This is a genomic window from Microbacterium sp. ARD31, assembly GCF_031844425.1.
Window position 1 is genome coordinate 25,131 of the sequence record NZ_JAUZVE010000052.1, and the last position, 21,069, is coordinate 46,199.

24 protein-coding genes are annotated in these 21,069 nt (G+C 72.4%); 13 read left to right on the forward strand and 11 right to left on the reverse strand.

Annotation, left to right across the window (positions count from 1 at the left end; all coding sequences use genetic code 11):
- Positions 1–26: 26 nt before the first annotated feature.
- Entirely contained in the window at positions 27–488 is a 462-nt protein-coding gene (locus tag Q9S36_RS44135) for a hypothetical protein (RefSeq protein ID WP_311291097.1), read from the reverse strand.
- 35 nt (positions 489–523) lie between these two features.
- Between Q9S36_RS44135 and Q9S36_RS44140 the strand changes: the two genes are divergently transcribed.
- Positions 524–1,339, forward strand: a complete 816-nt coding sequence (locus Q9S36_RS44140) for a sulfurtransferase (RefSeq protein WP_311291098.1) — start codon at positions 524–526, stop codon at positions 1,337–1,339.
- A gap of 2 nt (positions 1,340–1,341) precedes the next feature.
- On the opposite strand, the gene Q9S36_RS44145 is transcribed toward Q9S36_RS44140, so the two are convergent.
- Together Q9S36_RS44145 and sepH are read right to left on the reverse strand one after the other, a co-directional pair.
- The gene (locus Q9S36_RS44145; RefSeq protein ID WP_311291099.1) at positions 1,342–2,178 is read right to left on the reverse strand and encodes an MOSC domain-containing protein; all 837 of its coding nucleotides are present in this window, start codon (positions 2,176–2,178) and stop codon (positions 1,342–1,344) included.
- A gap of 3 nt (positions 2,179–2,181) precedes the next feature.
- A complete protein-coding gene (sepH, locus tag Q9S36_RS44150) occupies positions 2,182–3,144 on the reverse strand; it encodes a septation protein SepH (protein WP_311291100.1) in 963 nt (320 codons plus the stop codon).
- A gap of 143 nt (positions 3,145–3,287) precedes the next feature.
- On the opposite strand from sepH, the gene Q9S36_RS44155 reads away from it, so the two are divergent.
- Entirely contained in the window at positions 3,288–3,923 is a 636-nt protein-coding gene (locus Q9S36_RS44155; RefSeq protein WP_311291101.1) for a trimeric intracellular cation channel family protein, read from the forward strand.
- Here Q9S36_RS44155 and Q9S36_RS44160 read toward each other — a convergent pair whose 3' ends face one another.
- Positions 3,924–5,246, reverse strand: coding sequence for a D-arabinono-1,4-lactone oxidase (locus Q9S36_RS44160; RefSeq protein ID WP_311291102.1), 1,323 nt, complete (start codon positions 5,244–5,246; stop codon positions 3,924–3,926).
- Complete coding sequence (locus tag Q9S36_RS44165) at positions 5,243–6,439, reverse strand: MFS transporter (RefSeq protein ID WP_311291103.1); 1,197 nt, start codon at positions 6,437–6,439, stop codon at positions 5,243–5,245. The genes Q9S36_RS44160 and Q9S36_RS44165 overlap by 4 nt, the downstream gene beginning before the upstream one ends.
- A gap of 33 nt (positions 6,440–6,472) precedes the next feature.
- Between Q9S36_RS44165 and Q9S36_RS44170 the strand changes: the two genes are divergently transcribed.
- From Q9S36_RS44170 to Q9S36_RS44180, 3 genes are all read left to right on the forward strand, one after another.
- Positions 6,473–7,576: a ferrochelatase gene (locus Q9S36_RS44170; protein ID WP_311291105.1), complete on the forward strand. Its 1,104-nt coding sequence runs from the start codon at positions 6,473–6,475 to the stop codon at positions 7,574–7,576.
- A complete protein-coding gene (locus Q9S36_RS44175; protein WP_311291106.1) occupies positions 7,573–8,385 on the forward strand; it encodes an inositol monophosphatase family protein in 813 nt (270 codons plus the stop codon). The genes Q9S36_RS44170 and Q9S36_RS44175 overlap by 4 nt, the downstream gene beginning before the upstream one ends.
- A 175-nt stretch (positions 8,386–8,560) precedes the next feature.
- Positions 8,561–8,851, forward strand: coding sequence for a DUF4193 domain-containing protein (locus Q9S36_RS44180; protein WP_056600397.1), 291 nt, complete (start codon positions 8,561–8,563; stop codon positions 8,849–8,851).
- A gap of 78 nt (positions 8,852–8,929) precedes the next feature.
- On the opposite strand, the gene Q9S36_RS44185 is transcribed toward Q9S36_RS44180, so the two are convergent.
- From Q9S36_RS44185 to Q9S36_RS44195, 3 genes are all read right to left on the reverse strand, one after another.
- Positions 8,930–9,535, reverse strand: a complete 606-nt coding sequence (locus tag Q9S36_RS44185) for a helix-turn-helix transcriptional regulator (RefSeq protein ID WP_311291107.1) — start codon at positions 9,533–9,535, stop codon at positions 8,930–8,932.
- Between the two features lie 374 nt (positions 9,536–9,909).
- On the reverse strand, positions 9,910–10,236 hold the full coding sequence (locus Q9S36_RS44190) for a DUF4235 domain-containing protein (RefSeq protein ID WP_311291108.1): 327 nt from the start codon (positions 10,234–10,236) through the stop codon (positions 9,910–9,912).
- A gap of 22 nt (positions 10,237–10,258) precedes the next feature.
- Positions 10,259–10,705: a DUF3093 domain-containing protein gene (locus Q9S36_RS44195; protein ID WP_311291109.1), complete on the reverse strand. Its 447-nt coding sequence runs from the start codon at positions 10,703–10,705 to the stop codon at positions 10,259–10,261.
- A gap of 27 nt (positions 10,706–10,732) precedes the next feature.
- Here Q9S36_RS44195 and dut point away from each other — a divergent pair, with 27 nt between their 5' ends.
- Genes dut through Q9S36_RS44215 form a run of 4 tightly spaced genes read left to right on the forward strand, consistent with a single transcriptional unit; the run spans position 10,733 to position 13,001 of the window.
- On the forward strand, positions 10,733–11,263 hold the full coding sequence (gene dut / locus Q9S36_RS44200) for a dUTP diphosphatase (RefSeq protein ID WP_311291110.1): 531 nt from the start codon (positions 10,733–10,735) through the stop codon (positions 11,261–11,263).
- Between the two features lie 26 nt (positions 11,264–11,289).
- A complete protein-coding gene (locus tag Q9S36_RS44205) occupies positions 11,290–11,928 on the forward strand; it encodes a DUF3710 domain-containing protein (protein ID WP_311291111.1) in 639 nt (212 codons plus the stop codon).
- 3 nt (positions 11,929–11,931) lie between these two features.
- A complete protein-coding gene (locus tag Q9S36_RS44210) occupies positions 11,932–12,294 on the forward strand; it encodes an OB-fold nucleic acid binding domain-containing protein (protein WP_311291112.1) in 363 nt (120 codons plus the stop codon).
- On the forward strand, positions 12,291–13,001 hold the full coding sequence (locus tag Q9S36_RS44215; protein ID WP_311291113.1) for a DUF3159 domain-containing protein: 711 nt from the start codon (positions 12,291–12,293) through the stop codon (positions 12,999–13,001). Before Q9S36_RS44210 ends, Q9S36_RS44215 begins: the two co-directional genes overlap by 4 nt.
- Positions 13,002–13,020: 19 nt before the next feature.
- Here Q9S36_RS44215 and Q9S36_RS44220 read toward each other — a convergent pair whose 3' ends face one another.
- Positions 13,021–13,692 carry a TrkA family potassium uptake protein gene (locus tag Q9S36_RS44220; protein WP_311291114.1) on the reverse strand — a complete coding sequence of 224 codons (672 nt, stop codon included), beginning with the start codon at positions 13,690–13,692 and terminating at the stop codon, positions 13,021–13,023.
- Positions 13,693–13,713: 21 nt separating this feature from the next.
- Positions 13,714–14,376 (reverse strand): TrkA family potassium uptake protein, encoded by a 663-nt coding sequence (locus tag Q9S36_RS44225; RefSeq protein ID WP_311291115.1) that lies wholly within the window; start codon positions 14,374–14,376, stop codon positions 13,714–13,716.
- A 56-nt stretch (positions 14,377–14,432) separates the two neighbouring features.
- On the opposite strand from Q9S36_RS44225, the gene Q9S36_RS44230 reads away from it, so the two are divergent.
- The 3 genes from Q9S36_RS44230 to Q9S36_RS44240 are packed head-to-tail and all read left to right on the forward strand — an operon-like array spanning position 14,433 to position 18,052.
- Positions 14,433–16,478 carry an APC family permease gene (locus tag Q9S36_RS44230; RefSeq protein ID WP_311291116.1) on the forward strand — a complete coding sequence of 682 codons (2,046 nt, stop codon included), beginning with the start codon at positions 14,433–14,435 and terminating at the stop codon, positions 16,476–16,478.
- On the forward strand, positions 16,478–17,677 hold the full coding sequence (locus Q9S36_RS44235) for a TRAM domain-containing protein (RefSeq protein ID WP_311291117.1): 1,200 nt from the start codon (positions 16,478–16,480) through the stop codon (positions 17,675–17,677). Before Q9S36_RS44230 ends, Q9S36_RS44235 begins: the two co-directional genes overlap by 1 nt.
- Positions 17,678–17,695: 18 nt before the next feature.
- Positions 17,696–18,052 (forward strand): hypothetical protein, encoded by a 357-nt coding sequence (locus Q9S36_RS44240; RefSeq protein WP_311291118.1) that lies wholly within the window; start codon positions 17,696–17,698, stop codon positions 18,050–18,052.
- 3 nt (positions 18,053–18,055) lie between these two features.
- Here Q9S36_RS44240 and Q9S36_RS44245 read toward each other — a convergent pair whose 3' ends face one another.
- On the reverse strand, positions 18,056–18,589 hold the full coding sequence (locus Q9S36_RS44245) for an AAA family ATPase (protein ID WP_311291119.1): 534 nt from the start codon (positions 18,587–18,589) through the stop codon (positions 18,056–18,058).
- A gap of 164 nt (positions 18,590–18,753) precedes the next feature.
- On the opposite strand from Q9S36_RS44245, the gene Q9S36_RS44250 reads away from it, so the two are divergent.
- Positions 18,754–21,069: aconitate hydratase (locus Q9S36_RS44250; protein ID WP_311291120.1), on the forward strand; the 2,316-nt coding region annotated here is incomplete at its 3' end.

A 21,069-nucleotide genomic window follows, 5' to 3' on the forward strand; every position in this document is an offset into this window, starting at 1 on the left:
GTCGCGGTGATCCTGTCACAGCCGGTCTACGTGGCAGCCGCAGCCGCGCCGCCGTCGCTGGCCTGGCGGTTCAGCTCGACGTGGGCGACCCACAGCACGAAGCACCCCAGGCGCGGGTCCAGCGGCTCCCGCACGGTGAGCCGCGGCCTGCTGGTGAGGAGCCCCGACCGGGTCACCTCGCCGATCGGCGCGCCGGCGCGCGACAGGGTCAGGCGCGTCGAGAAGAGGCCCCGTGGGCGCAGCTGCAGCTGCTCACCGGCGTCGATGGTCCACGTGGAGGCGAAGAAGCCCGAGCGGCGGGCCACGAAGCGGGTCACTCCGTCGAGGGAGGCCGTCAGCTCGCTGCCGAACCACCCGTGGGACCGGTAGTCCCACAGCTCGGAGCCGATCTGCACCTCCGCCCGCTCCCGGAACCACGAGCGGCTGGCCTGCCCGACCTCGACGCCGTCCGCGACGATCGCGTCGCCCTTCCCCCAGTCGAACTCCATGCGGGCAGCCTCCCACGGCGTGGCAGGGTGGCTCCATGACCGACGGGCCCCTCATCAGCACCGACCAGCTCGCGGCCTCGCTCGGGGACGTCACCGTGCTCGACGTGCGCTACCTGATGGGTGGGCCGCCCGGCCGGGAGCTGCACGAGGCCGGGCACGTCCCCGGGGCGGCGTACGTCGACCTCGACGAGGACCTCGCGGACCCGCCCGGCGCCGGGGGACGGCACCCGCTCCCCGACGAGCGCCGCTTCGAGCAGGCCATGCGGCGCGCCGGCGTGCGCGCCGACCGCCGGGTGGTGGTGTACGACGACTGGCAGGGACGCGCGGCCGCGCGGGCCTGGTGGCTGCTGAAGCACCACGGCCACCCGGACGTGCGCGTCCTGGACGGCGGGTGGACCGCCTGGGAGGAGGAGGGCCACCCCGTCGAGACCGGGGAGGCCAGCGTCGAGACCGGCGACTTCGCCGTCGGCACCGACAAGCGGATGCCGGTCGTCCATGCCGACGACGTCCTCGACGTGGACGTGCTGATCGACGCCCGGGCGCCCGAGCGGTTCCGGGGCGAGACCGAGCCGGTGGACGCGGTGGCGGGCCACGTCCCGGGTGCGGTCAACGTGCCCACGACCGACAACCTGGACGCGCACGGGCGGTTCCGCTCGCCCGACGAGCTCTACGCCACCTATGCCCGGGTGGGCGCCACCGCGACGGGGTCCGTGGCGGCCTACTGCGGGTCCGGTGTCACGGCCGCGCACGACGTCCTCGCCATGGCCGCGGCCGGCATCGAGGCGGCGCTCTACCCCGGCAGCTGGAGCGGCTGGATCACCGACTCGTCGCGACCGGTCGAGACGGGCTGAGATCAGCTCGCGACGACCTCGTCGCCCACGCTGATCCGGCCCTCGTCGAGCGGGAGCAGGTGGACGGCGAACATGGTCTTGCCGTCGACGAGCCGGTGCCGGGCCAGTGTCCGGGTGGGCTCCTTGGCCGTCGTCAGCGTCGCAGGGTCGAGCGTGGTCATGACGCACCGGCTGACCGGCTTCGCGACCCGGAACCGCACGTCACCGACCCGGAGCTCCCGCCAGCGGTCCTCGGCAAACGGCTCCTCGCCGTCGACGACGAGGTTGGCGCGGAACCGCTCGACGGGCAGCGGCTCGGGCTGCTCCTCGCCGGTCTGGAGGGCACGCTCCGTGATCCAGTCGTTGAGCTGGCGCAGCGAGGCCAGGGAGGCGACCGTCACCGGGAACGCGTCGGCGAAGGCCGTGTGGTCCTCCGGTGAGGAGAAGCCGGGCTGGAGGTTGCGGGCGGCGGGGTCGTGGCACCACACCAGCCGGAGGTCGTCGCGGCCGAGCGCGCGGCGTACCCAGGTCTGGGCGGCCGCTGCCGCCGGGACCGCCTTGAGGTCGAGGGAGAACAGGCGTACGGCGACGGGCTCGGCGTCGGGCCGCTGCACCATCAGGTCGTCCATGCCCGGCGCGCGCAGCCGCAGGCCGCCCGCCACGGTCGGGTCGGTCGCCGGGGTGTCGGCGACGACCCGGTAGGTCGCGTGCAGCTCACGCGCGGACACCAGCCGCCCCGCCGCGTCGACGAGCATCCACGAGCGGTCGTCGCGCAGCCCGCCGGGCAGGACGTCGGCCGCGTCGAGGGTGCGGATCGCCGCGGACTTGAGGGGGTGGACGTTGAGCTGGACGAGCCGCACCGCTCAGTCGCCCTTGCCGCCGCCGAACATGATCTCGTCCCAGCTCGGCACGGACGCGCGGCCGCGCTTCCGTGGCCGTGCCTTCGGCTCGGCGGTAGGCTCGTCGGCCGCCTGCGGGGAGGCCTCGGGCTCGGGCTCGGTTGCAGGCTCGGGCTCGGCGGGCCGCTCGTCGGTCGTGCCGTCGAGGTAGGCCTCGACCGACTGCTCCGCGCCGAGCGCGGACAGCTCCGCGGTGGTCTCGTTGGCGGGGTCGGCCTCGCCCGTGGGCTCCTCGCCCGTGACCATCTCGATCGCGTCCTCGCCCAGCGGCAGCTCCTCTCCGGAGACGGCGCTCAAGCGACGCTGGCGGGCCGCGGCCAGGTCGTCGGCGGCGGGCTCCGGCGACGTGGCGGTGGCCGCCTCGCCGATCAGCCACCGGGCGTCCTCGTCGTCGACGGTGACGAAGTTGCCGCGCGGGTCGTGGGAGAAGGTCGCGATGCCGGTGCGTCCGGCGACGTCGTACATCCCGGTGAGGGTCCAGCGGCCGTCCTCGCGCCGCCACGCTTCCCACTCCACCGAGCCCGGGTCGACGTTGTGCGAGCGCAGGTGTGCGGTGACGGCCTCACCGAGGGTCCGGGCCCCGGACTCGTTGGCCCGGCGGCGCACGGACGCCAGCTGGGCACGCTCGGCGACGTGGGCACGCTCGGCGAGCACGGGAGCGGCGAAGGCCATGATCTTCTCCACCGACGTGCCGGCGGCGTGCGCGACCGCCTCGGGCGTCTCACCGGCGCGGATGCGCGCCTGGATGTCGCGGGGGCGGAGGGTTGATTCCATCGGGATCTCCAACTGGCCGTTGCTTGCGGACACGCCCGACAGGGCGTTGCGGAGCTTGGCGTCGATCACCACCGAGTGCTGCTGGCCTGACTCGTCCACCAGGAGCAGGCGCTTGCCGTCACCGCTGCGTCCGGTGAACGTCAGCTTGGCCATGGGTGGCGGGCTCCTGACTGCTTCCTGGTCGGGTGGGGCTGGTGCGTCGGCGATGCGCTCGGCATGCGTTCCGGCGAGCCTACGCCAGCAGACGGCCCTCGCCGGTGAGGCGTGCGGCGCGCCTGAGCCCTAGCCTTCACGGTGTGCCAACCACGGAGTACGCCACGACGCTCGTCGTGCTCGACCTCGTCGGCATCTTCGTCTTCGCGGTCACCGGTGCCCTCGTCGCCGTGCGCAAGCGCCTCGACCTGTTCGCGGCGCTCGTCCTCGCCGGGGTGACCGGCCTGGGCGGCGGGTTCATCCGCGACGTGCTCATCGGCGCCGCCCCACCCGCCGCGCTCGCCGACTGGCGCTACCTCATCGTGCCCGTGGCGGCAGGCCTGGTGACGTTCGCCTTCCACCCGGTCGTGGGACGGCTCGAGCGGGTCGTCACGCTCTTCGACGCCTTCGGCCTGGCGCTGTTCTGCGTGACCGGCGCGCTGAAGGCGGTCGACTACGGCCTCGGCCCGGTGCCGGCGGCGTTGATGGGGATGGTCACCGGGATCGGAGGCGGCATGATCCGCGACGTGCTCGCGGGCCGGGTCCCGGTCGTGTTCGAGGGCGCGCTGTACGCCACCCCGGCGCTCGCCGGCGCCGCGGTGGCGGTGGTGCTGGACCGGGCCGGGCTGCCGCTGGAGCTCGTCGCGGCGGCCGGGTTCGGCACGTGCCTGGGCTGGCGGCTGATCGCTCTCGTGCGCGGCTGGCAGGCGCCGATGCCGAAGGGGCCGGCCAACGTCTGATCAGTCGCCGAGGACCTGGCGCAGGTAGCCGTTGGCGAAGACCCGGTCCGGGTCGAGCCGCTCCCGCAGGGCGAGGAAGTCGTCGAAGCGCGGGTAGACCGGGGCCAGGTCGGCGGCGCTGCGCGTGTGCACCTTGCCCCAGTGGGGGCGCCCGCCGGCCTCGCGCAGGATCGGCTCGAGCCCGCCGAAGTACGCCGTGTGGTCGGTGTCCATCGGCACGTGGAACGCCAGGTAGGAGCTCTCGCGCCCGTAGGCCGTCGACAGCGGCACGTCGTCGGCGCGGGCCGTGCGGATCTCGACCGGGAAGGCGATCCGCCAGTCGCTGGCGTTGATCACCCGGCGGCACTCGCGCAGCACCTCCAGGCCGACCTCCCGCGGGACGGCGTACTCCATCTCGCGGAAGCGGACGCGACGCGGGGTGACGAACACGCGGTGGGCCAGGTCGCTGTAGCGGCGCTCGGACAGCGCGCGGCCGGCGAGCCGGTTGATCCGGGGGATGAGCGTCGGAGCGCTCGAGCCGACGCGGCACAGTGCGCCGAAGACGGTGTTCGAGACCAGCTCGTCCTCCCACCAGGCGGCCAGCCGCGACGGCGGCTGCTGCTCGCCGGGCTCGAGGTCGGTGCGCACGTTCTGCTTGACCATCATCGCGTCGGTGTGGGGGAACCAGTACATGTCGACGTGGTGCGACGCCGCGGTCATCTCGTCGTAGGAGTCGAGCGCCTCGTCCCACGACATCGGCTGCTCGTGGGCCTCGATGACGAACAGCGGCTCGACGTGGAAGGTCACGCTGGTCAGCACCCCGAGGGCGCCGAGCCCGACGCGGGCGACCTCGAGGACGTCGGGGTTCTCCCGCGCGGAGGCGCGGACGACCTCACCGGTGCCGGTGACCAGCTCGAGGCCGGCCAGCTGGGCGGCCAAGCCGGCGGCGACGCCGCCGGTGCCGTGCGTGCCGGTCGACGTCGCCCCAGCGAGGGTCTGCTCGGCGATGTCGCCCATGTTGTGCAGCGAGAGCCCGAGACGCTCGAGCGCGAGGTTGAGGTCCTTGAGCTGCGTGCCCGCGCGGGCCGTGACGGTCATCGCGTCGCGGTCGACCTCGAGGATTCCCGCGAGCTGCTCGGGACGCAGCAGGGTGTGCTCGGGTGCCGCGATCGCGGTGAAGCTGTGACCGGTGCCGGTCATCTTGACGGTGGTGCCCTGCTCGCGCGCCCGGCGCACGACGTCCACCACGTCGGCCACGGAGGTCGGGGTCAGGACCTGCTGCGGGTGCGCCTCCACGAGACCGGACCAGTTGCGCCAGCGAGTGCCGTCGGTGGGCGTCGTCATGCCCCGGAGGCTAGCGGGGAGCGGCGGGGCGTGTGGGCGGTCTGCGCGACCAGCGCCCCGAGGAGGCCGCCGACGAGCGCGACGGAGTACGCCGCCGAGGCGCCGCTGTGGTCGACGACGAACCCTGCGATGCTCGCGCCCGGGGCGACGCCCGCCACGATCCCGGTGTGCAGGATCGCCATGCCCTCGGTGAGCCGGGAGGAGGGGACGCCCTGCTCGACCATCGTCATCGCGCCGATCATCGTGGGCGCGATCGCCAGCCCGCCGACGAGCAGCACGATCGCCATCAGCGGGACGGACTCGACGAACATGAGCGGCGCCATCGCCACTGCCATCGCCAGCGACCCCCAGCGCAGCCGCACCTCGGGGCCGCTCCGCCAGGCGATCGCGCCCGTGACCAGGCCGGCCACCAGGCTGCCGAACGACCACGCGGCGAGGAGCCAGCCGGCCACCCAGCGCATCCCGGCCTCCTCGGCGAAGGCGACGGTGGTGACCTCGGCGGCCCCGAACAGCGCGCCGAGGGTGAGGCACACGACGGCGAGGGTCAGCACCAGGCGCCACGGCATCGGCGGTCGGATCCCGGCGGGCTGCGACCGGCGGGCCGGGGGCTCGGTCCGGCGCTGCGCGGCGAAGGCGAAGGTGCCGAGGAGGCCGCTGACGAGGGCCGCCGTGAGCCCGGCGACCGGGTGCCAGTTGGTGGCCAGCAGGGTCACCAGCACGGGCCCGACGACGAAGACGACCTCGTCGAGCACCGCCTCCAGCGCGAACGCGGTCTGCTTCTCGCGGGGATCGTCGAGCAGGTGCGACCACCGGGTGCGCACGCTCGCCCCGACCTGTGGGAGCGCAGCGCCCGCGACCGCCGCGAAGACGTAGGTGAGGACACGCGGCCAGTCGCTCTCGACCGCGACCATCATCAGCGCGAGGCCGGCGCCGAACAGGGAGATCGCGGCCGGCAGCACCGTGGACTGCCCGTAGGAGTCGACCAGCCGGCCGTGCAGCACCGCGAAGGCGGCCTCGGCCAGGACGAACACCGCCGACACCGTGCCGGCGAGGCCGTAGGAGCCGGTGCTCTGCTCGACGAGCAGCACGATGCCCAGTCCGACCATGGAGATCGGCAGGCGGGCGACCAGTGCGGCGCTGCTGAAGGCAAGGGCGCCGGGGCGGGCGAGGACCCGGCGGTAGGAGTCGAGCATCGGGGAGATGGTAGGGCGCTCTACGCTGGCAGCATGAATCCCGCGGGTCACCCCGACGTGAAGCCGTACGACGCCCTCCTCGTCCTCTCCTTCGGGGGCCCGGAGAAGCCCGAGGACGTGGTGCCGTTCCTGGAGAACGTCACCCGCGGACGGGGCATCCCGCGCGAGCGCCTCGAGGAGGTCGGCCAGCACTACTTCCTCTTCGGGGGTCGGAGTCCGATCAACGACCAGAACCGCGCGCTGATCGCGGCGCTGGAGAAGGACTTCGCGGACCAGGGGATCGACCTGCCGGTCTACTTCGGCAACCGCAACTGGGACCCCTACCTCGCCGACACGCTGGCGCAGATGGTGACCGACGGCGTGGAGCGGGCCGCGGTCTTCACCACGTCGGCGTACTCGTCGTGGTCGTCGTGCCGGCAGTACCGCGAGAACCTCTTCGACGCCTCCGCCGCGACGCCCGGCGCGCCGCGGCTGGACCGGCTGCGGCAGTACTTCAACCACCCCGGCTTCATCGACCCGGTGGTGGACGCGTGCGTCGCGGCGCTGGGCGACCTGCCGGACCACGGCGACCGGGCGCGGCTCGTGTTCGTCACGCACTCCATCCCGACCGCCATGGCCGAGACCAGCGGCGGCCCCGAGAACGGCGGCGCGTACGTCCGCCAGCACCGCAGCGCGGTCGACGAGGTCGCCAGGCGGGTCCGCGAGGCGACCGGCCGGGCGCACCGCCACGACCTGGTCTACTGCTCGCGCTCCGGCGATCCGCGGACGCCGTGGCTCGAGCCGGACGTCAACGACCACCTCGAGGAGCTGGCCACCGACGGCGTCGCCCAGGTGGTGCTGGTGCCGATCGGCTTCGTGTCCGACCACATGGAGGTCATCTACGACCTCGACACCGAGGCGATGGCGACGGCCGAGCGGCTGGGCATGCACGCGGTCCGTGCCGCCACGTCCGGCACCGACCGGCGCTTCGTGACCATGGTCCGCGAGCTCGTGCTCGAGCGGGCCGCCGCCGAGCGGGGCGAGGAGCCGGAGCGGGTCGCGGTCGGCTCCCTGCCAGCGCGCCAGGACCTCTGCCCGGTCGGCTGCTGCCCCAACCCCCGGGGCCCGCGGCCGGCCCTGTGCGGGGTCGACTCGTGACGGAGGCCGCTGCGGTCGAGCTCCGCACGCTCGCAGTCGCCATCGCCCACGAGGGCGCCAACCTCGCCCGGGAGATGCAGCTCGGCGGCATCGACGTGGCCGACACCAAGACCAGCGCGGTCGACGTGGTCACCGAGGCCGACCGCGCCGTCGAGGCGCTGATCCGCTCCCGCATCACCGCGGCACGGCCCGACGACGCAATCCTGGGGGAGGAGGGCGACGACCGGCCCGGCACGAGCAGGGTCCGGTGGGTCGTCGACCCCATCGACGGCACCGTCAACTACCTCTACGGCCTGCCCGACTGCGCCGTCTCCGTCGCGGTGGAGCTCGACGGTGAGGTGGTGGCCGGAGCCGTGGTCGCGATCCCCACCGGGCTCGAGTACGCCGCCGCCCGCGGTGCCGGCGCCACCCGCGATGGCCAGCCCATCGGCGTACGCCCCTCGCCGCCGCTGGCGGAGCGGCTGGTCCTCACCGGGTTCGGCTACCAGCGCGAGGTCCGTGCCCACCAGGCCGCGTGCGTGGCGCGGCTGCTCCCGGAGGTCCGGGACATCCGCCGGATGGGGTCGTGCGCCCTCGACCTGTGCCACGTCGCGGAGGGCAGCGCGGACGCCTACGTCGAGGCGGGACCGCAGCCGTGGGACTACTCGGCGGCCGGCCTGGTGCTGCGCGAGGCGGGCGGGCGCTTCGACCTCCTGGACGGCAGCAGGACCTTCGACCCGTACCCGACGCGCAACGTCGTGGTGGGCGCTCCGGCCGAGGGTTGGGACACCTTCGTGACCGCCTTGGGAGCTGCTGGTTTCCTGTCCTGACACTCGTCAAGACTTCGGGAATAGCGAGGCGTGGCGCACTGTTCCTGCGACACGTTGCGGACCGGCTCACCACGGAGTCGGTTCATGGTGCACAATCTGGCGCCGACGACGAGCACAAAGGTTCAGCCCGCCGCGATCCGGCGCGCACGAGCCACAGCATGGGGAGAGGGATCCGATGGCCACCGACTACGACGCACCACGCAAGTCCGAGGAGGACCAGAGCGAGGAGAGCATCGAGGAGCTCAAGGCCCGACGCCACGACAAGAACTCCGGCAAGGTCGACGAGGACGAGACCGAGGCCGCTGAGTCCTTCGAGCTCCCCGGCGCCGACCTCTCGCACGAAGAGCTCGCCGTGGAGGTCATGCCGCGACAGGACGACGAGTTCACCTGCATGAGCTGCTTCCTGGTCCACCACCGGTCGCAGCTCGCAGACGAGAAGAAGCTCATCTGCCGCGACTGCATCTGAGCACGCACCACCTCGGTCAGGTCCAGCGCCCGTCCCTCGCACGAGGACGGGCGCTGTGTCATGTCCCGGTGCCGCTCGTCAGGTGCTGGGACGTGGGCGCAGCCTCGCCGCCCGCACCTCGTCGAGGTGCTCCGCCTCCGCAGCGAGCTGGTGGACCGCAGGATGGTCCTCCGGGACGCCGAAGACCGCGCGCTCGATGCGCTTGCGGTAGGGGCTGACCCGGTGGCGGATGGAGGGGTCGCGAGCCGCCCGCGACCGGTCCCGCGCGACCAGGCTCTCCACCGTCGTCATGTCCCGCAACGCCCGGGGCACCCACCAGCCGGTCGCCCGCAGGTCGGTGTGTGCGGGGAACCTGCTGCCGCCGTGCTTGCGCGCCCCGTCGGCCCGCATCGGACGGACCTCCACGCCGGTGCCCTCGTCCTCGAGCCTCACCCGGACCCGCGCCAGCTGCAGCATCCGCTCCATCACGTCGACGCGCGGACTGGTCCGCCCGGTCTCCCAGCGTGCGACGACCGACTGGGAGACACCGAGGATCGCGGCCAGGCCGCGCTGGGACACGTCGAGGATCCGCCGGATCCGGCGTACGAGCCCGGGCACCCCGCCGGCGAACGGCCCCATCCACCACCACTCCCGCTCCGCCTCGGTCCAGTTGGCCAAGCAGTCCCACGTCGCCTTCTCGCTCATCCGGTTCTTCCTCCGCGCCCGGTCGGTTGTCGTACGACCATTCGACGCGAGCCGGCCGACACTCGGCCGGCCGTCCTCCACAGGTGCTCGCGCACCGCCGTCGACGCCCCGCCTGTGGACGCCCGGTGGCCCACGAGTCCCGGTGAGCGGCCAGGGCGCGGGGGCGCGTGTGCCCAGCCGCAGGCCCCCGTCCCCTCGCCGGTGAGTCGCGGAGAGACTCAAGGCCGAGCGCGGGCCGCCGGGGCTGGTCGTCTCGACCGTGAGTCGCCCAGAGACTCAAGGCCGAGGGGCGAGAGGATGTACGTCGGCCGTGGGCGTTGAGTCGCTCGGAGACTCACCGGCCAGGACACGGGCCGACATCGAGAGAGCTGGTCTCAGGACTGCGCGGCGGGAGCCTTGTCGGCGTCCTGGTTGTCCTTCTGGAGCTGCGGGGGCAGGTGGCCGGTCGACTTGGCGTAGTAGTGGGCCGCGCGACGGGCGGCCAGCATCCGGGCCACGCCGATCAGGGTGCCGCTGACGGCGGCCCAGAGGACGGCCTCGGCGATGCTCACGTCCGGGTCGGCGGGGTTGGCGGGCGGGTTCTTGCCGGTGGCCGCTCGCCAGGAGGTGTTGAGCCCCTTCTTGGCCACGGCCGCCGCACCGAGGGCAGCGGCGAGCGAGAACGCCGAGTAGAACTTGCTGTTCGAGTCCGTGGAGGCCATGTCGGCCACCCTACCGAGCCGCTCAGCGGGCCCGGGACGCCTCTAGGGCTGAGACGAGCCGGTCGGGTCGCTTGCAGCTGATGAGCCAGTACGGCGTCGGGTCGGCCGGGTCGGTGATGTCGACCTTCACCCCGCGCTTGAGGTAGGGCCGCAGCAGGAGGTACGCCCGGGCGTCCGCGTCGACCCCGGCCTGGCGGCGCAGCCCCTCGGCGTCGAGGGGGGCCACCTCGCCGACGTGCTCGAGCGGGATGTGGGCACGCCCGGCACGCAGCTGGCCGCCCTCGACGCCGACCCGGGCGCGGCCGTAGCCCACGAACAGGGCGACCATGAGGGCCAGTGCCCCGAAGGTGACCGACCAGGCGATGACGCCGGGGGTGGCGGCCAGCACGGCCAGCCACAGCGACGCCACGAGCATCGTGCCCTGCGCCCACCAGCGCAGCGGGACGGTGAGGCGTTCGGCGTAGTCCACGGCGCAGAGCCTATAGATTCAGTCCTCGTGCCCGACCACGACCTCCACCCCCACGGCCACGCCGAGCGTGCCACCGGCCCGGCGACCAACCACGCGACCGACCAAGAGCCCGACCTCGACGTCGCCGTCGTCCGCCTCGACCCCGACCTGCCGCTGCCGTCGTACGCCCACCCGGGTGACGCGGGCGCCGACCTGCACACGACCGTCGACGTGACGCTCGGCCCGGGGGAGCGAGCGCTCGTGCCGACGGGCATCTCGATCGCCCTGCCGGACGGGTTCGTCGCGCTCGTGCACCCGCGGTCGGGCCTCGCGGCGCGCCACGGCCTGTCCATCGTCAACACGCCCGGCACGGTCGACGCCGGCTACCGCGGGGAGGTCAAGGTCCTCCTGATCAACCACGACCCGGTCGAGCCGGTGACCCTCAGCCGCGGCGACCGCATCGCCCAGCTCGTCATCCAGCGCTACGAGCGCGCCCGTTTCGTGGAGGTGGGGGTGCTGCCGGAGTCGTCCCGGGGCGACGGGGGCTACGGTTCTACAGGTACCGGTTCGCGTTCCTGAACCGGTCGTGACGAAGGAGTGTTGACGTGAGGTTCCGTCGCAAGTCGGACGAGGCCGCCCAGCCGGGCGACAAGACGGCCGGGGCCACCCCCGACGCCGCACCCGAGGCGACCGACGAGAGGACGGGCCCCTTCGACGTGTCGCAGGTCGAGGGTGACGGCATCGAGCGCGCCGACCTCGGTTCGGTCCTCGTGCCCGCCATCGCCGACCGCGAGTTGCGCCTCCAGGTCGACGAGAGCACCGGCCAGGTCCGGGCCGTGATGCTGGCCGGCTCCGACGGCGCGTGCGAGTTCCAGGCCTTCGCGGCCCCCCGCAACGGCGACCTCTGGTCCGACGTGCGGCCCCAGATCGCCGAGGACCTCACCCGCCGCGGCGGCCACGCCACCGAGCGCGAGGGCCGCTGGGGCACCGAGCTCGTGTGCCAGATGCCGGTCCAGCGCCCCGACGGGACGACGGCTACGCAGCCGTCCCGCATCGTCGGCATCAACGGCGACCGGTGGATGCTGCGCGCGTCCTTCCTCGGCCGTCCGGCGATCGACCCGGACGCCACCTCCGAGTGGGAGGACGCCCTGGCCCAGGTCGTCGTACGCCGTGGGGACGCTGCGATGCCCGTCGGTGAGCCGCTCCCGGTGCGGTTGCCGGACGACGCGCGCCGAGTGAGGTGAGCGGTGGGCGAGAAGAGCAAGCTGCGCCAGGTCATCTCCAAGTGGGCCGACAGCCAGGACCAGCACCAGCGTGACCTGCGGCAGTCCCACACCAGCACCGAGGCCGTCGCCATCGCCGACGCCCCTGAGCGCGAGCACGTCGTCGTCAACGGCGTCCTCCGCACGGTGACCCTGCGTCCCCGCGGCGGTGTCCCCGCCCTGGAGGCCGAGCTCGACGACGGCTCCGGCGTGATCACCGTCGTGTGGCTCGGCCGCCGGCGGATCACCGGGGTCGACCCGGGCCGATCGGTGACGGTCGAGGGCTGCATCGGCCGGCAGGGCGGCGTGCCGCTCATGTTCAACCCGCGCTACGAGCTCCGCCCGTGACCGAGCAGTCGCAGAAGGTGGAGACCGAGACGGTCGAGGCCGTGGTGCGCCAGCAGCTCGCCAAGGCGCTCGGCGGGCGTCGCGGCATGGCCGAGGCGGCCGTGCCGACCATCCTCTTCACCGCCACGTGGCTGTCCCTGCGCGACCTCAACACCGCCCTCGCCGTCAGCATCGGGGCGGCCCTGGTCCTGCTGGTGGTGCGGCTCGTGCAGCGCTCCACCGTGCAGTTCGTCGTCAACGCGCTCTTCGGCATCGGCATCGGCTGGTTCTTCGTGCACCGCTCCGCCGCCGCGGGAGGCTCGGAGCAGGACCAGGCGCTCGCCTACTTCCTGCCCGGGATCCTCTACAACGGCGGGTACGCCGTCGTGCTGGCGTTCACCTGCCTGATCGGCTGGCCGCTGGTCGGCTTCATGGTCGGCAGCATCACCGGCGACGCGACCGCGTGGCACTCCGACCGGCAGGTGGTGAAGCTGTGCAGCCGCCTGACGTGGCTGCTGGTCGCGCCCTGCATCGTCCGGGTCGCCGTACAGGCGCCGATCTGGCTGGCCGGCTCGTCGGGCTCGATGGACCCCGACGCAGCCGTCGCCGCGCTCGGCGTCCTCAAGATCGCGCTGGGCTGGCCGCTCCAGCTCGCCGCCCTTGCCTCGATGGTCTGGCTGCTCTCGCGCAACAAGACCCCGGTCGCCGGCGACCCCGCGACGGCCTGAGGCCCGCGGGCGCGGCGACTCAGCTGCGGTGCTGGCTGGGGGAGAGCAGCTGCTCGAGCTCGGCCTCGACCTCGGCCGGGACGACGAACAGCAGCTCGTCGCCCGACTCGAGCGGCTGCTCGGCCTCCGGCGTGTAGACCTGCCCGTCGCGCAGGATGGTGACCAGCGCGCAGTTCTCCGGGAACGGCACCAGCCCGGCCGGCGTACCGACATAGGGGGAGTCGGCCGACAGCGTCAGCTCGACCAGGTTGGCGTTGCCCTGGCGGAAGGTGAACAGGCGGACCAGGTCGCCGACGGAGACCGCCTCCTCGACCAGCGCGGACATGATCCGCGGGGTGGAGACGTTGACGTCCACGCCCCACGCCTCGGTGAACAGCCACTCGTTGTTGGGGTGGTTGACCCGTCCGACCGTCCGCGGCACGCCGAACTCCGTCTTCGCGAGCAGCGAGGTGACCAGGTTGGCCTTGTCGTCACCCGTCGCCGCGATCACCACGTCGCACTTGCCGAGCTGGGCCTCGGCCAGGGAGGACAGCTCGCAGGAGTCGGCGAGCAGCCACTCGGCGTTGGGGACCCGCTCGGGGCGGATGGAGGACGGGTTCTTGTCGATGAGCAGGACCTGGTGACCGTTCTCGATCAGCTCACGGGCGATCGAGCGTCCGACGGCTCCGGCTCCGGCGATGGCGACGCGCATGTCAGCTGTGCTCCTGGCTTCTCAGTCGTCTTCGGGGCCTGCGTCGAGCACGGCGTAGGCGTGGGCGGCGTTCTCCTCGCGGATCACGATGTGGAGCATGTCGCCCTCTTGGAGCACCGTCTCGCGGGTCGGCAGCATGCCCTCGCCGAGCCGGTCGATCCAGGCGATCCGGCTGCGCGACTGCATCTGGAACTCGACCGTCCGGTTGCCGACCCAGGCCTCGGGGACGGGGATGTGGTCTACGCGGATGGTGCCCGAGGGGTCGCGGAAGTCCGGCTCCGCGCCGGCCGGCAGCAGCCGCCGCAGGACCTGGTCGGCCGTCCACTTGACGGTGGCGACCGTCGTGATGCCGAGGCGCTGGTAGACCTCGGCACGACCCGGGTCGTAGATCCGGGCCACGACCTGCTGGAGGCCGAAGGTCTCCCGCGCCACGCGCGCCGCGATGATGTTGGAGTTGTCACCGCTGGAGACGGCGGCGAACGCGTCGGCGCGGCGGATGCCGGCCTTCTCGAGCACCTGCTGGTCGAAGCCGTAGCCGGTGATCTTGTCGCCGTTGAACTCCGGACCGAGCCGGCGGAACGAGTCGGGCTCGCTGTCGATGATCGACACGGTGTGGTTGCGGTCCTCGAGGCTGCGGGCGAGCGTCGACCCGACGCGGCCACAGCCCATGATCACGACGTGCACGCCAGAACCGTATCCCAGCAAGGAATACGGCGTCGCCGGGTCTAGGCTTGCCGCCCGTGAGTGTCGGCGACGTCTCCAAGCGGATCCTGTTGGGCCGCAAGCTGCGGAGCAGCCAGCTGGGGGAGACCCTGCTGCCCAAGCGCATCGCGCTTCCCGTGTTCGCCAGCGACGCGCTGTCCTCGGTGGCGTACGCGCCGGACGAGGTCTTCATCATGCTGGCGGTCGCCGGGGCCTCGACCTACGTGTGGTCCTGGAAGATCGGGCTCGCCGTCGCGGTCGTGATGCTGACGGTGATCGCGTCCTACCGGCAGACCGTCCACGCCTACCCGTCCGGTGGTGGTGACTACGAGGTCGCCACGGTCAACCTCGGCCGCAACGCCGGCGTGACCGTCGCGAGCGCGCTGCTCGTCGACTACGTCCTGACGGTGGCGGTCTCGATCTCCTCCGCCGCGCAGTACGCCGCCGGCGCGATCCCCGGGCTCATCGGGCACGAGGCGACGGCAGCGACCGTCGCCGTCGTCCTGCTGACCGCGATGAACCTGCGCGGCGTACGGGAGTCGGGCGCCTTCTTCGCCGTCCCCACCTACCTCTTCATGGTCGCCATCCTGGGCATGTGCGCCTACGGGCTCCTGCGGCTGCTCGCCGGCGACCTCCCCGAGGCGGAGAGCGCGCGGCTGGAGATCCTCCCGCAGGAGGGCTGGGACGGCCCGCTGTCGCAGGTGGCGCTGCTCTTCCTGCTCGCGCGTGCCTTCTCCTCGGGCTGTGCCGCCCTCACCGGCGTCGAGGCGATCAGCAACGGCGTGCCCGCCTTCCGCAAGCCCAAGAGCCGCAACGCGGCCACCACGCTGCTCCTGCTCGGCCTGATCGCGATCTCGATGATGATGAGCGTCATCGTGCTCGCGAAGCAGATGAGCATCCGCTACGTCGACCCGCACCACCTCGACCGGCTGCGCGCCTCCGGTGGTGGCGCGCTGCCGGACGGCTACCAGCAGCACCCCGTGATCTCCCAGATCGCCAACGGGGTCTTCGACCACTTCCCGCCGGGCTTCTACTTCGTGGTCACGGTGACCGGGATCATCCTCGTCCTGGCGGCCAACACCGCGTTCAACGGGTTCCCGGTGCTGGGGTCGATCCTCGCCCAGGACGGCCTCGCCCCCCGCTCGCTCGGCTCACGCGGCGACCGGCTCGCCTACAGCAACGGCATCGTGTTCCTCGCCGCGATGTCGATCCTGCTGATCGTCGTCTTCGACGCCGAGACGACGAAGCTGATCCAGCTCTACATCGTCGGCGTCTTCGTCTCGTTCAACCTCAGCCAGCTCGGGATGATCCGGCACTGGTCGCGGCACCTGCGGACCGAGAAGGACCCCGCCGCGCGCCGCCGGATGATGCGCTCGCGGGCGATCAACACGTTCGGCCTCGGCATGACCGCCGTCGTGCTGGTGATCGTGCTCATCACCAAGTTCCTCGCCGGCGCCTGGATCACGATCCTGGCGATGGGCTTCTTCTTCCTCGTGATGCAGGCGATCGGCCGCCACTACGAGCGCGTCGAGCTCGAGCTCGCCGCCGACGAGCAGGACAAGGTCATGCCGACCCGCGTCCACGCGATCGTGCTGGCCTCCAAGCTGCACAAGCCGACGCTGCGTGCCCTCGCCTTCGCGCGGGCCACCCGCCCCAACGTCCTCGAGGCGATCTACGTCAGCATCGACCCCAAGGCCACCAACCGGCTCCTGGAGGAGTGGGACGAACGGCACCTCGACATCCCGCTCAAGGTCCTCCACTCGCCCTACCGCGAGGTCGTCCGGCCGATCGTGGAGTACACCCAGGAGATCCGCCGGGCCAGCCCGCGCGGCGTGGTCGCCGTCTACATCCCCGAGTACGTCGTCGGCCGCTGGTGGGAGCAGCTCCTCCACAACCAGACGGCGCTCCGGCTCAAGGGCCGGCTGCTGTTCACGCCCGGCGTGATGGTCATCTCGGTGCCCTACCAGCTGCGCTCGTCCCAGATCGCCCGCGAGCGCGAGGCGCGCGACGAGGTCCGCGTCCATGCCGGCGACCTGCGGCGTGGGCGGGTGTCGTCACGAACCTCCCGACAGATCGACGACTGATGGCGCGCACCAACCGGCCCCGCAAGGCACGTGGTCGCTCGCGCGTGGGCGAGCGGTTCGAGGTGGAGGTCGGCCCGGTCGCCCACGGCGGGCACTGCGTCGCCCGCCTCCCCGAGCCGGACTCCCGCGTCGTCTTCGTGCGCCACGCGCTGCCCGGCGAGCGCGTCGTCGTCGAGGTCACCGAGGGCAGCGACGGGGACCGCTTCTGGCGCGGCGACGCCGTCTCGGTGGTGTCGCCGTCGCCCGACCGCGTGGACGCGCCGTGCCCGTACGCCGGCCCGGGGCTCTGCGGCGGCTGCGACCTCCAGCACGTCGCCGTACCCGCCCAGCGCGGGCTCAAGACCGCGGTGGTGCGCGAGCAGCTGGTCCGGCTGGGCCGGCTCGACCCCGACTCCGACCTGGTGCGCGGCCTGTCCGTCGAGGCGGTCCCGGTCGACGGACGTCCCGACGACGGGCTGCGGTGGCGCACCCGGCAGCGGTACGCCGCGCTCCCGGACGGCCGTCCGGCCATGCGGGCGCACCGGTCCCACGACCTGGTGCCGATCGACGACTGCCTGATCGCCGCCGACGGAGCCCGCCCCGCCGACGCCCAGGAGCACGCGCAGCACCACCTGGTGGTCGGGGAGGGCGCGCAGCACCACGTGACCGCGCACGGCCGCACCCACGAGTTCTCGGTCGCAGCCGACGGCTTCTGGCAGGTCCACCCCGAGGCCCCGCGCGTGCTGGTCGAGGCCGTCATGGACCTCCTCGCGCCGACGCCGGGGGAGCGGGCGCTCGACCTCTACGCCGGCGTCGGCCTGTTCGCACGGTTCGTCGGCGAGGCGACCGGGGCCCGGGTCGTCGCGGTGGAGGCCGACCGCGCCGCGTGCCGGCACGCCCGCGCCAACCTCGCCGCGCTGGAGCCGGCCGCCGTCGAGTGCGGGCCGACCGACCGGGTGCTGCGCGCCGGCCTCGACGAGCCGTTCGACCTCGTCGTCCTCGACCCTCCCCGCGAGGGCGCCAAGCGGGTCGTCGTGGAGCAGGTCGTGGACCGGCGTCCCCGCGCAGTGGCGTACGTCGCCTGCGACCCCGCCGCGCTGGGCCGTGACGTCGCGATCTTCGCCGAGCACGGCTACGACCTGACCGCGATCCGCGCCTTCGACCTCTTCCCGATGACCCACCACATCGAGTGCGTCGCGCTCTTGTCGCGCGTGCGCTGAGCCCGGCAGGGTGGCGCCATGGCCAGGTACGCCGTCAACCCCGATGCAGTCGCGCACGCCCGGCGGCTGATCGACGCCCGCCAGTACGTCCTCGACAGCGACTGGGGCGACGTCCAGCCGGGCGCGGACGCGCAGAACGCCTACCTCGAGAAGCACTCCTGGGCGGAGTACGCCGCGTGGCACCTCGGCCTCACCGAGGGCGCCAACGACGAGACCAAGGCGCGCTACGCGTTCGTCTACGGCGACCTGCGGCGCGTCCACCGGTCGGGGCTGATCGCCTGCGTCTACCGGGCCGCCGAGTGGCGCCACAAAGCGGTGGAGCTGGCCGCCCACGACCTGTTGCAGGCGCTCGACGAGAAGGCCGGCATCACGTAGCGGTCAGCGGTCGACGACCGAGGCCAGGGCGGTCAGCGCGGCCTCCCGGTCGGCGGTGTCCACGACCGTCCAGCCCCGTTCGGGGGCGAGGTCGAGCAGCTGCTGTCGTCCCTGGAGCACGAGCGCGTCGCCGCCACGCTCCTCGATGATCCGCGAGACCACGGCCGACACCGGAGTGACCTCGCGCGAGTGCAGCCGGTCGAGCAGGACCTCAGGTGCGACGTCGAGCACCACGCCGGCGTACGTCGCCCCCGCCTGCGTCGCGGCCGCGACGAACCGGTCGGTCTCGCTCGGCGTGACGATGAGCTGGGGGAGCACCACGTCCCGGCCGGTGGCGAGGTAGGCCGAGATCAGCGCGAGCGCCGAGGTGCGCACGGCGTTGCCGGTGCCGACGAAGTCGACGTCCCAGCCCGCCACCCACGACCGGAGCTCGTCGATGTCGCAGACAAGCGTGCCCGGTCGGGCCGCGGCGTACGCACGGGCCAAGGTCGACTTGCCGACGCCGGAGGGACCGTTGAGGTGCAGGAGCGTGGGCACGCGCCCACCCTAGGGGCGACGCGGTTGAAGCGATTGCTTGATCTCATGTATCTTGACATCGAGATAGACCGACGCCGACAACTTAGGGTCGCCTTCCTTCCCGTCCCTTCACCTGCGACGGCAAGATGGACGCGAACCCGCGAACTCCCGAGGAGATGTGGCTGATGGCCAGTCAGGACAGCTTCGGTGCCAAGGGCACCCTGGACGTGGACGGACAGTCCTACGAGATCTACCGCCTCGACGCGGTGAAGGGTGAGGGTCTCGACGTCGAGAGCCTGCCGTTCTCGCTGAAGGTGCTGCTGGAGAACCTGCTCCGCACCGAGGACGGCGCCGACATCACGGCCGACCACATCAAGGCAATCGCCGGCTGGGACGCGAGCGCGGCTCCCGACCAGGAGATCCAGTTCACGCCCGCCCGCGTGATCATGCAGGACTTCACCGGCGTCCCCTGCGTCGTCGACCTCGCCACCATGCGCGAGGCGATGGCCGAGCTCGGCGGCGACGCCACCAAGATCAACCCGCTCGCGCCGGCTGAGATGGTCATCGACCACTCCGTGATCGCCGACGTCTTCGGCTCCGCCGACGCCTTCGAGCGCAACGTCGAGATCGAGTACGAGCGCAACCGCGAGCGCTACCAGTTCCTGCGCTGGGGCCAGGGCGCCTTCGACGACTTCAAGGTCGTCCCCCCGGGCACCGGCATCGTCCACCAGGTCAACATCGAGCACCTGGCCCGCGTGGTCATGGTCCGCGACGGCGTGGCCTACCCGGACACCTGCGTCGGCACCGACTCCCACACGACCATGGTCAACGGCATCGGCGTCGTCGGCTGGGGCGTCGGCGGCATCGAGGCGGAGGCCGCGATGCTCGGCCAGCCGGTGTCGATGCTCATCCCGCGCGTCGTCGGCTTCAAGCTGTCGGGCGAGCTGCCCGAGGGCTCCACCGCGACCGACCTGGTGCTGACCATCACCGAGATGCTTCGCGAGCACGGGGTGGTCGGCAAGTTCGTCGAGTTCTACGGCGAGGGCGTCTCCGCGCTGCCGCTGGCCAACCGCGCCACCATCGGCAACATGAGCCCGGAGTTCGGCTCCACGATCGCGGTGTTCCCCATCGACGACCAGACCGTCGACTACCTCCGCATGACCGGTCGCTCCGAGGAGCAGCTCGCGCTGGTCGAGGCGTACGCCAAGGAGCAGGGCCTCTGGCACGACCCGAGCGCGGAGCCGCGCTTCAGCGAGCGCCTCGAGCTCGACGTGTCGACCGTCGTCCCGTCCCTGGCCGGGCCGAAGCGGCCGCAGGACCGCGTCGAGGTCTCCGCGGCCCGCGACTCCTTCCGCGCCGCGCTGTCCGACTACGTCGACGAGGGCGACAACGACCCCGACGACGCGGCCGAGGCCACCGGCTACGACGAGGCGGTGGAGGAGTCCTTCCCGGCCTCCGACTCGCCCAGCCACGAGGGCGGCAACGGCAAGCCCGTCCACCCCGAGGCCCCGAAGGGTGCGGGTCGCGCCAGCAAGCCGACGCCGGTCTCCCTCGACGGCCAGGAGTTCGAGATCGACCACGGTGCCGTCGTGATCGCCGCGATCACCTCGTGCACCAACACCTCCAACCCGTCGGTCATGATCGGCGCCGCCCTGCTGGCCAAGAACGCCGTCGACAAGGGCCTGTCGCGCAAGCCGTGGGTCAAGACGTCGCTCGCGCCCGGCTCCAAGGTGGTCTCCGACTACTACGAGCGCGCCGGCCTGACGCCGTACCTCGACAAGCTCGGCTTCAACCTCGTCGGCTACGGCTGCACGACCTGCATCGGCAACTCGGGCCCGCTGATCCCCGAGGTCTCCGCCGCCGTCAACGAGGCCGACCTCGCGGTCGTGTCCGTGCTCTCGGGCAACCGCAACTTCGAGGGCCGGATCAACCCCGACGTGAAGATGAACTACCTCGCGTCCCCGCCGCTGGTCGTGGCCTACGCCCTGGCCGGCTCGATGGACGTCGACCTGTTCAACGACCCGCTGGGCCAGGACACCGACGGCAACGACGTGTTCCTCAAGGACATCTGGCCGAGCCCGCAGGAGGTCGAGGAGACGATCGCCCAGGCGATCACGTCCGACATGTTCGGCTCCTCCTACGCCGACGTCTTCAAGGGCGACGAGCGCTGGCAGTCGCTGCCGACGCCGACCGGCAACACCTTCGAGTGGGACCCGGAGTCGACCTACGTCCGCAAGCCTCCCTACTTCGACGGCATGCCCGACGAGCCGGAGCCGGTCACCGACATCGTCGGCGCGCGCGTCCTGCTCAAGCTCGGTGACTCGGTCACGACCGACCACATCAGCCCCGCCGGCGCCATCAAGAAGGACAGCCCGGCGGGCACGTACCTCGCCGAGCACGGTGTGGACCAGCGCGACTTCAACTCCTACGGCTCGCGCCGTGGCAACCACGAGGTGATGATCCGCGGCACCTTCGCCAACATCCGCCTGCGCAACCAGATC

Bases quoted from the DNA above. Each gene is read 5' to 3' on its own strand.
- Q9S36_RS44135 (WP_311291097.1), bottom strand. From the start codon at position 488: ATGGAGTTCGACTGGGGGAAGGGCGACGCGATCGTCGCGGACGGCGTC.
- Q9S36_RS44140 (WP_311291098.1), top strand. From the start codon at position 524: ATGACCGACGGGCCCCTCATCAGCACCGACCAGCTCGCGGCCTCGCTC.
- sepH (WP_311291100.1), bottom strand. From the start codon at position 3,144: ATGGCCAAGCTGACGTTCACCGGACGCAGCGGTGACGGCAAGCGCCTG.
- Q9S36_RS44160 (WP_311291102.1), bottom strand. From the start codon at position 5,246: ATGACGACGCCCACCGACGGCACTCGCTGGCGCAACTGGTCCGGTCTC.
- Q9S36_RS44165 (WP_311291103.1), bottom strand. From the start codon at position 6,439: ATGCTCGACTCCTACCGCCGGGTCCTCGCCCGCCCCGGCGCCCTTGCC.
- Q9S36_RS44170 (WP_311291105.1), top strand. From the start codon at position 6,473: ATGAATCCCGCGGGTCACCCCGACGTGAAGCCGTACGACGCCCTCCTC.
- Q9S36_RS44180 (WP_056600397.1), top strand. From the start codon at position 8,561: ATGGCCACCGACTACGACGCACCACGCAAGTCCGAGGAGGACCAGAGC.
- Q9S36_RS44185 (WP_311291107.1), bottom strand. From the start codon at position 9,535: ATGAGCGAGAAGGCGACGTGGGACTGCTTGGCCAACTGGACCGAGGCG.
- Q9S36_RS44190 (WP_311291108.1), bottom strand. From the start codon at position 10,236: ATGGCCTCCACGGACTCGAACAGCAAGTTCTACTCGGCGTTCTCGCTC.
- Q9S36_RS44220 (WP_311291114.1), bottom strand. From the start codon at position 13,692: ATGCGCGTCGCCATCGCCGGAGCCGGAGCCGTCGGACGCTCGATCGCC.
- Q9S36_RS44235 (WP_311291117.1), top strand. From the start codon at position 16,478: ATGGCGCGCACCAACCGGCCCCGCAAGGCACGTGGTCGCTCGCGCGTG.
- Q9S36_RS44240 (WP_311291118.1), top strand. From the start codon at position 17,696: ATGGCCAGGTACGCCGTCAACCCCGATGCAGTCGCGCACGCCCGGCGG.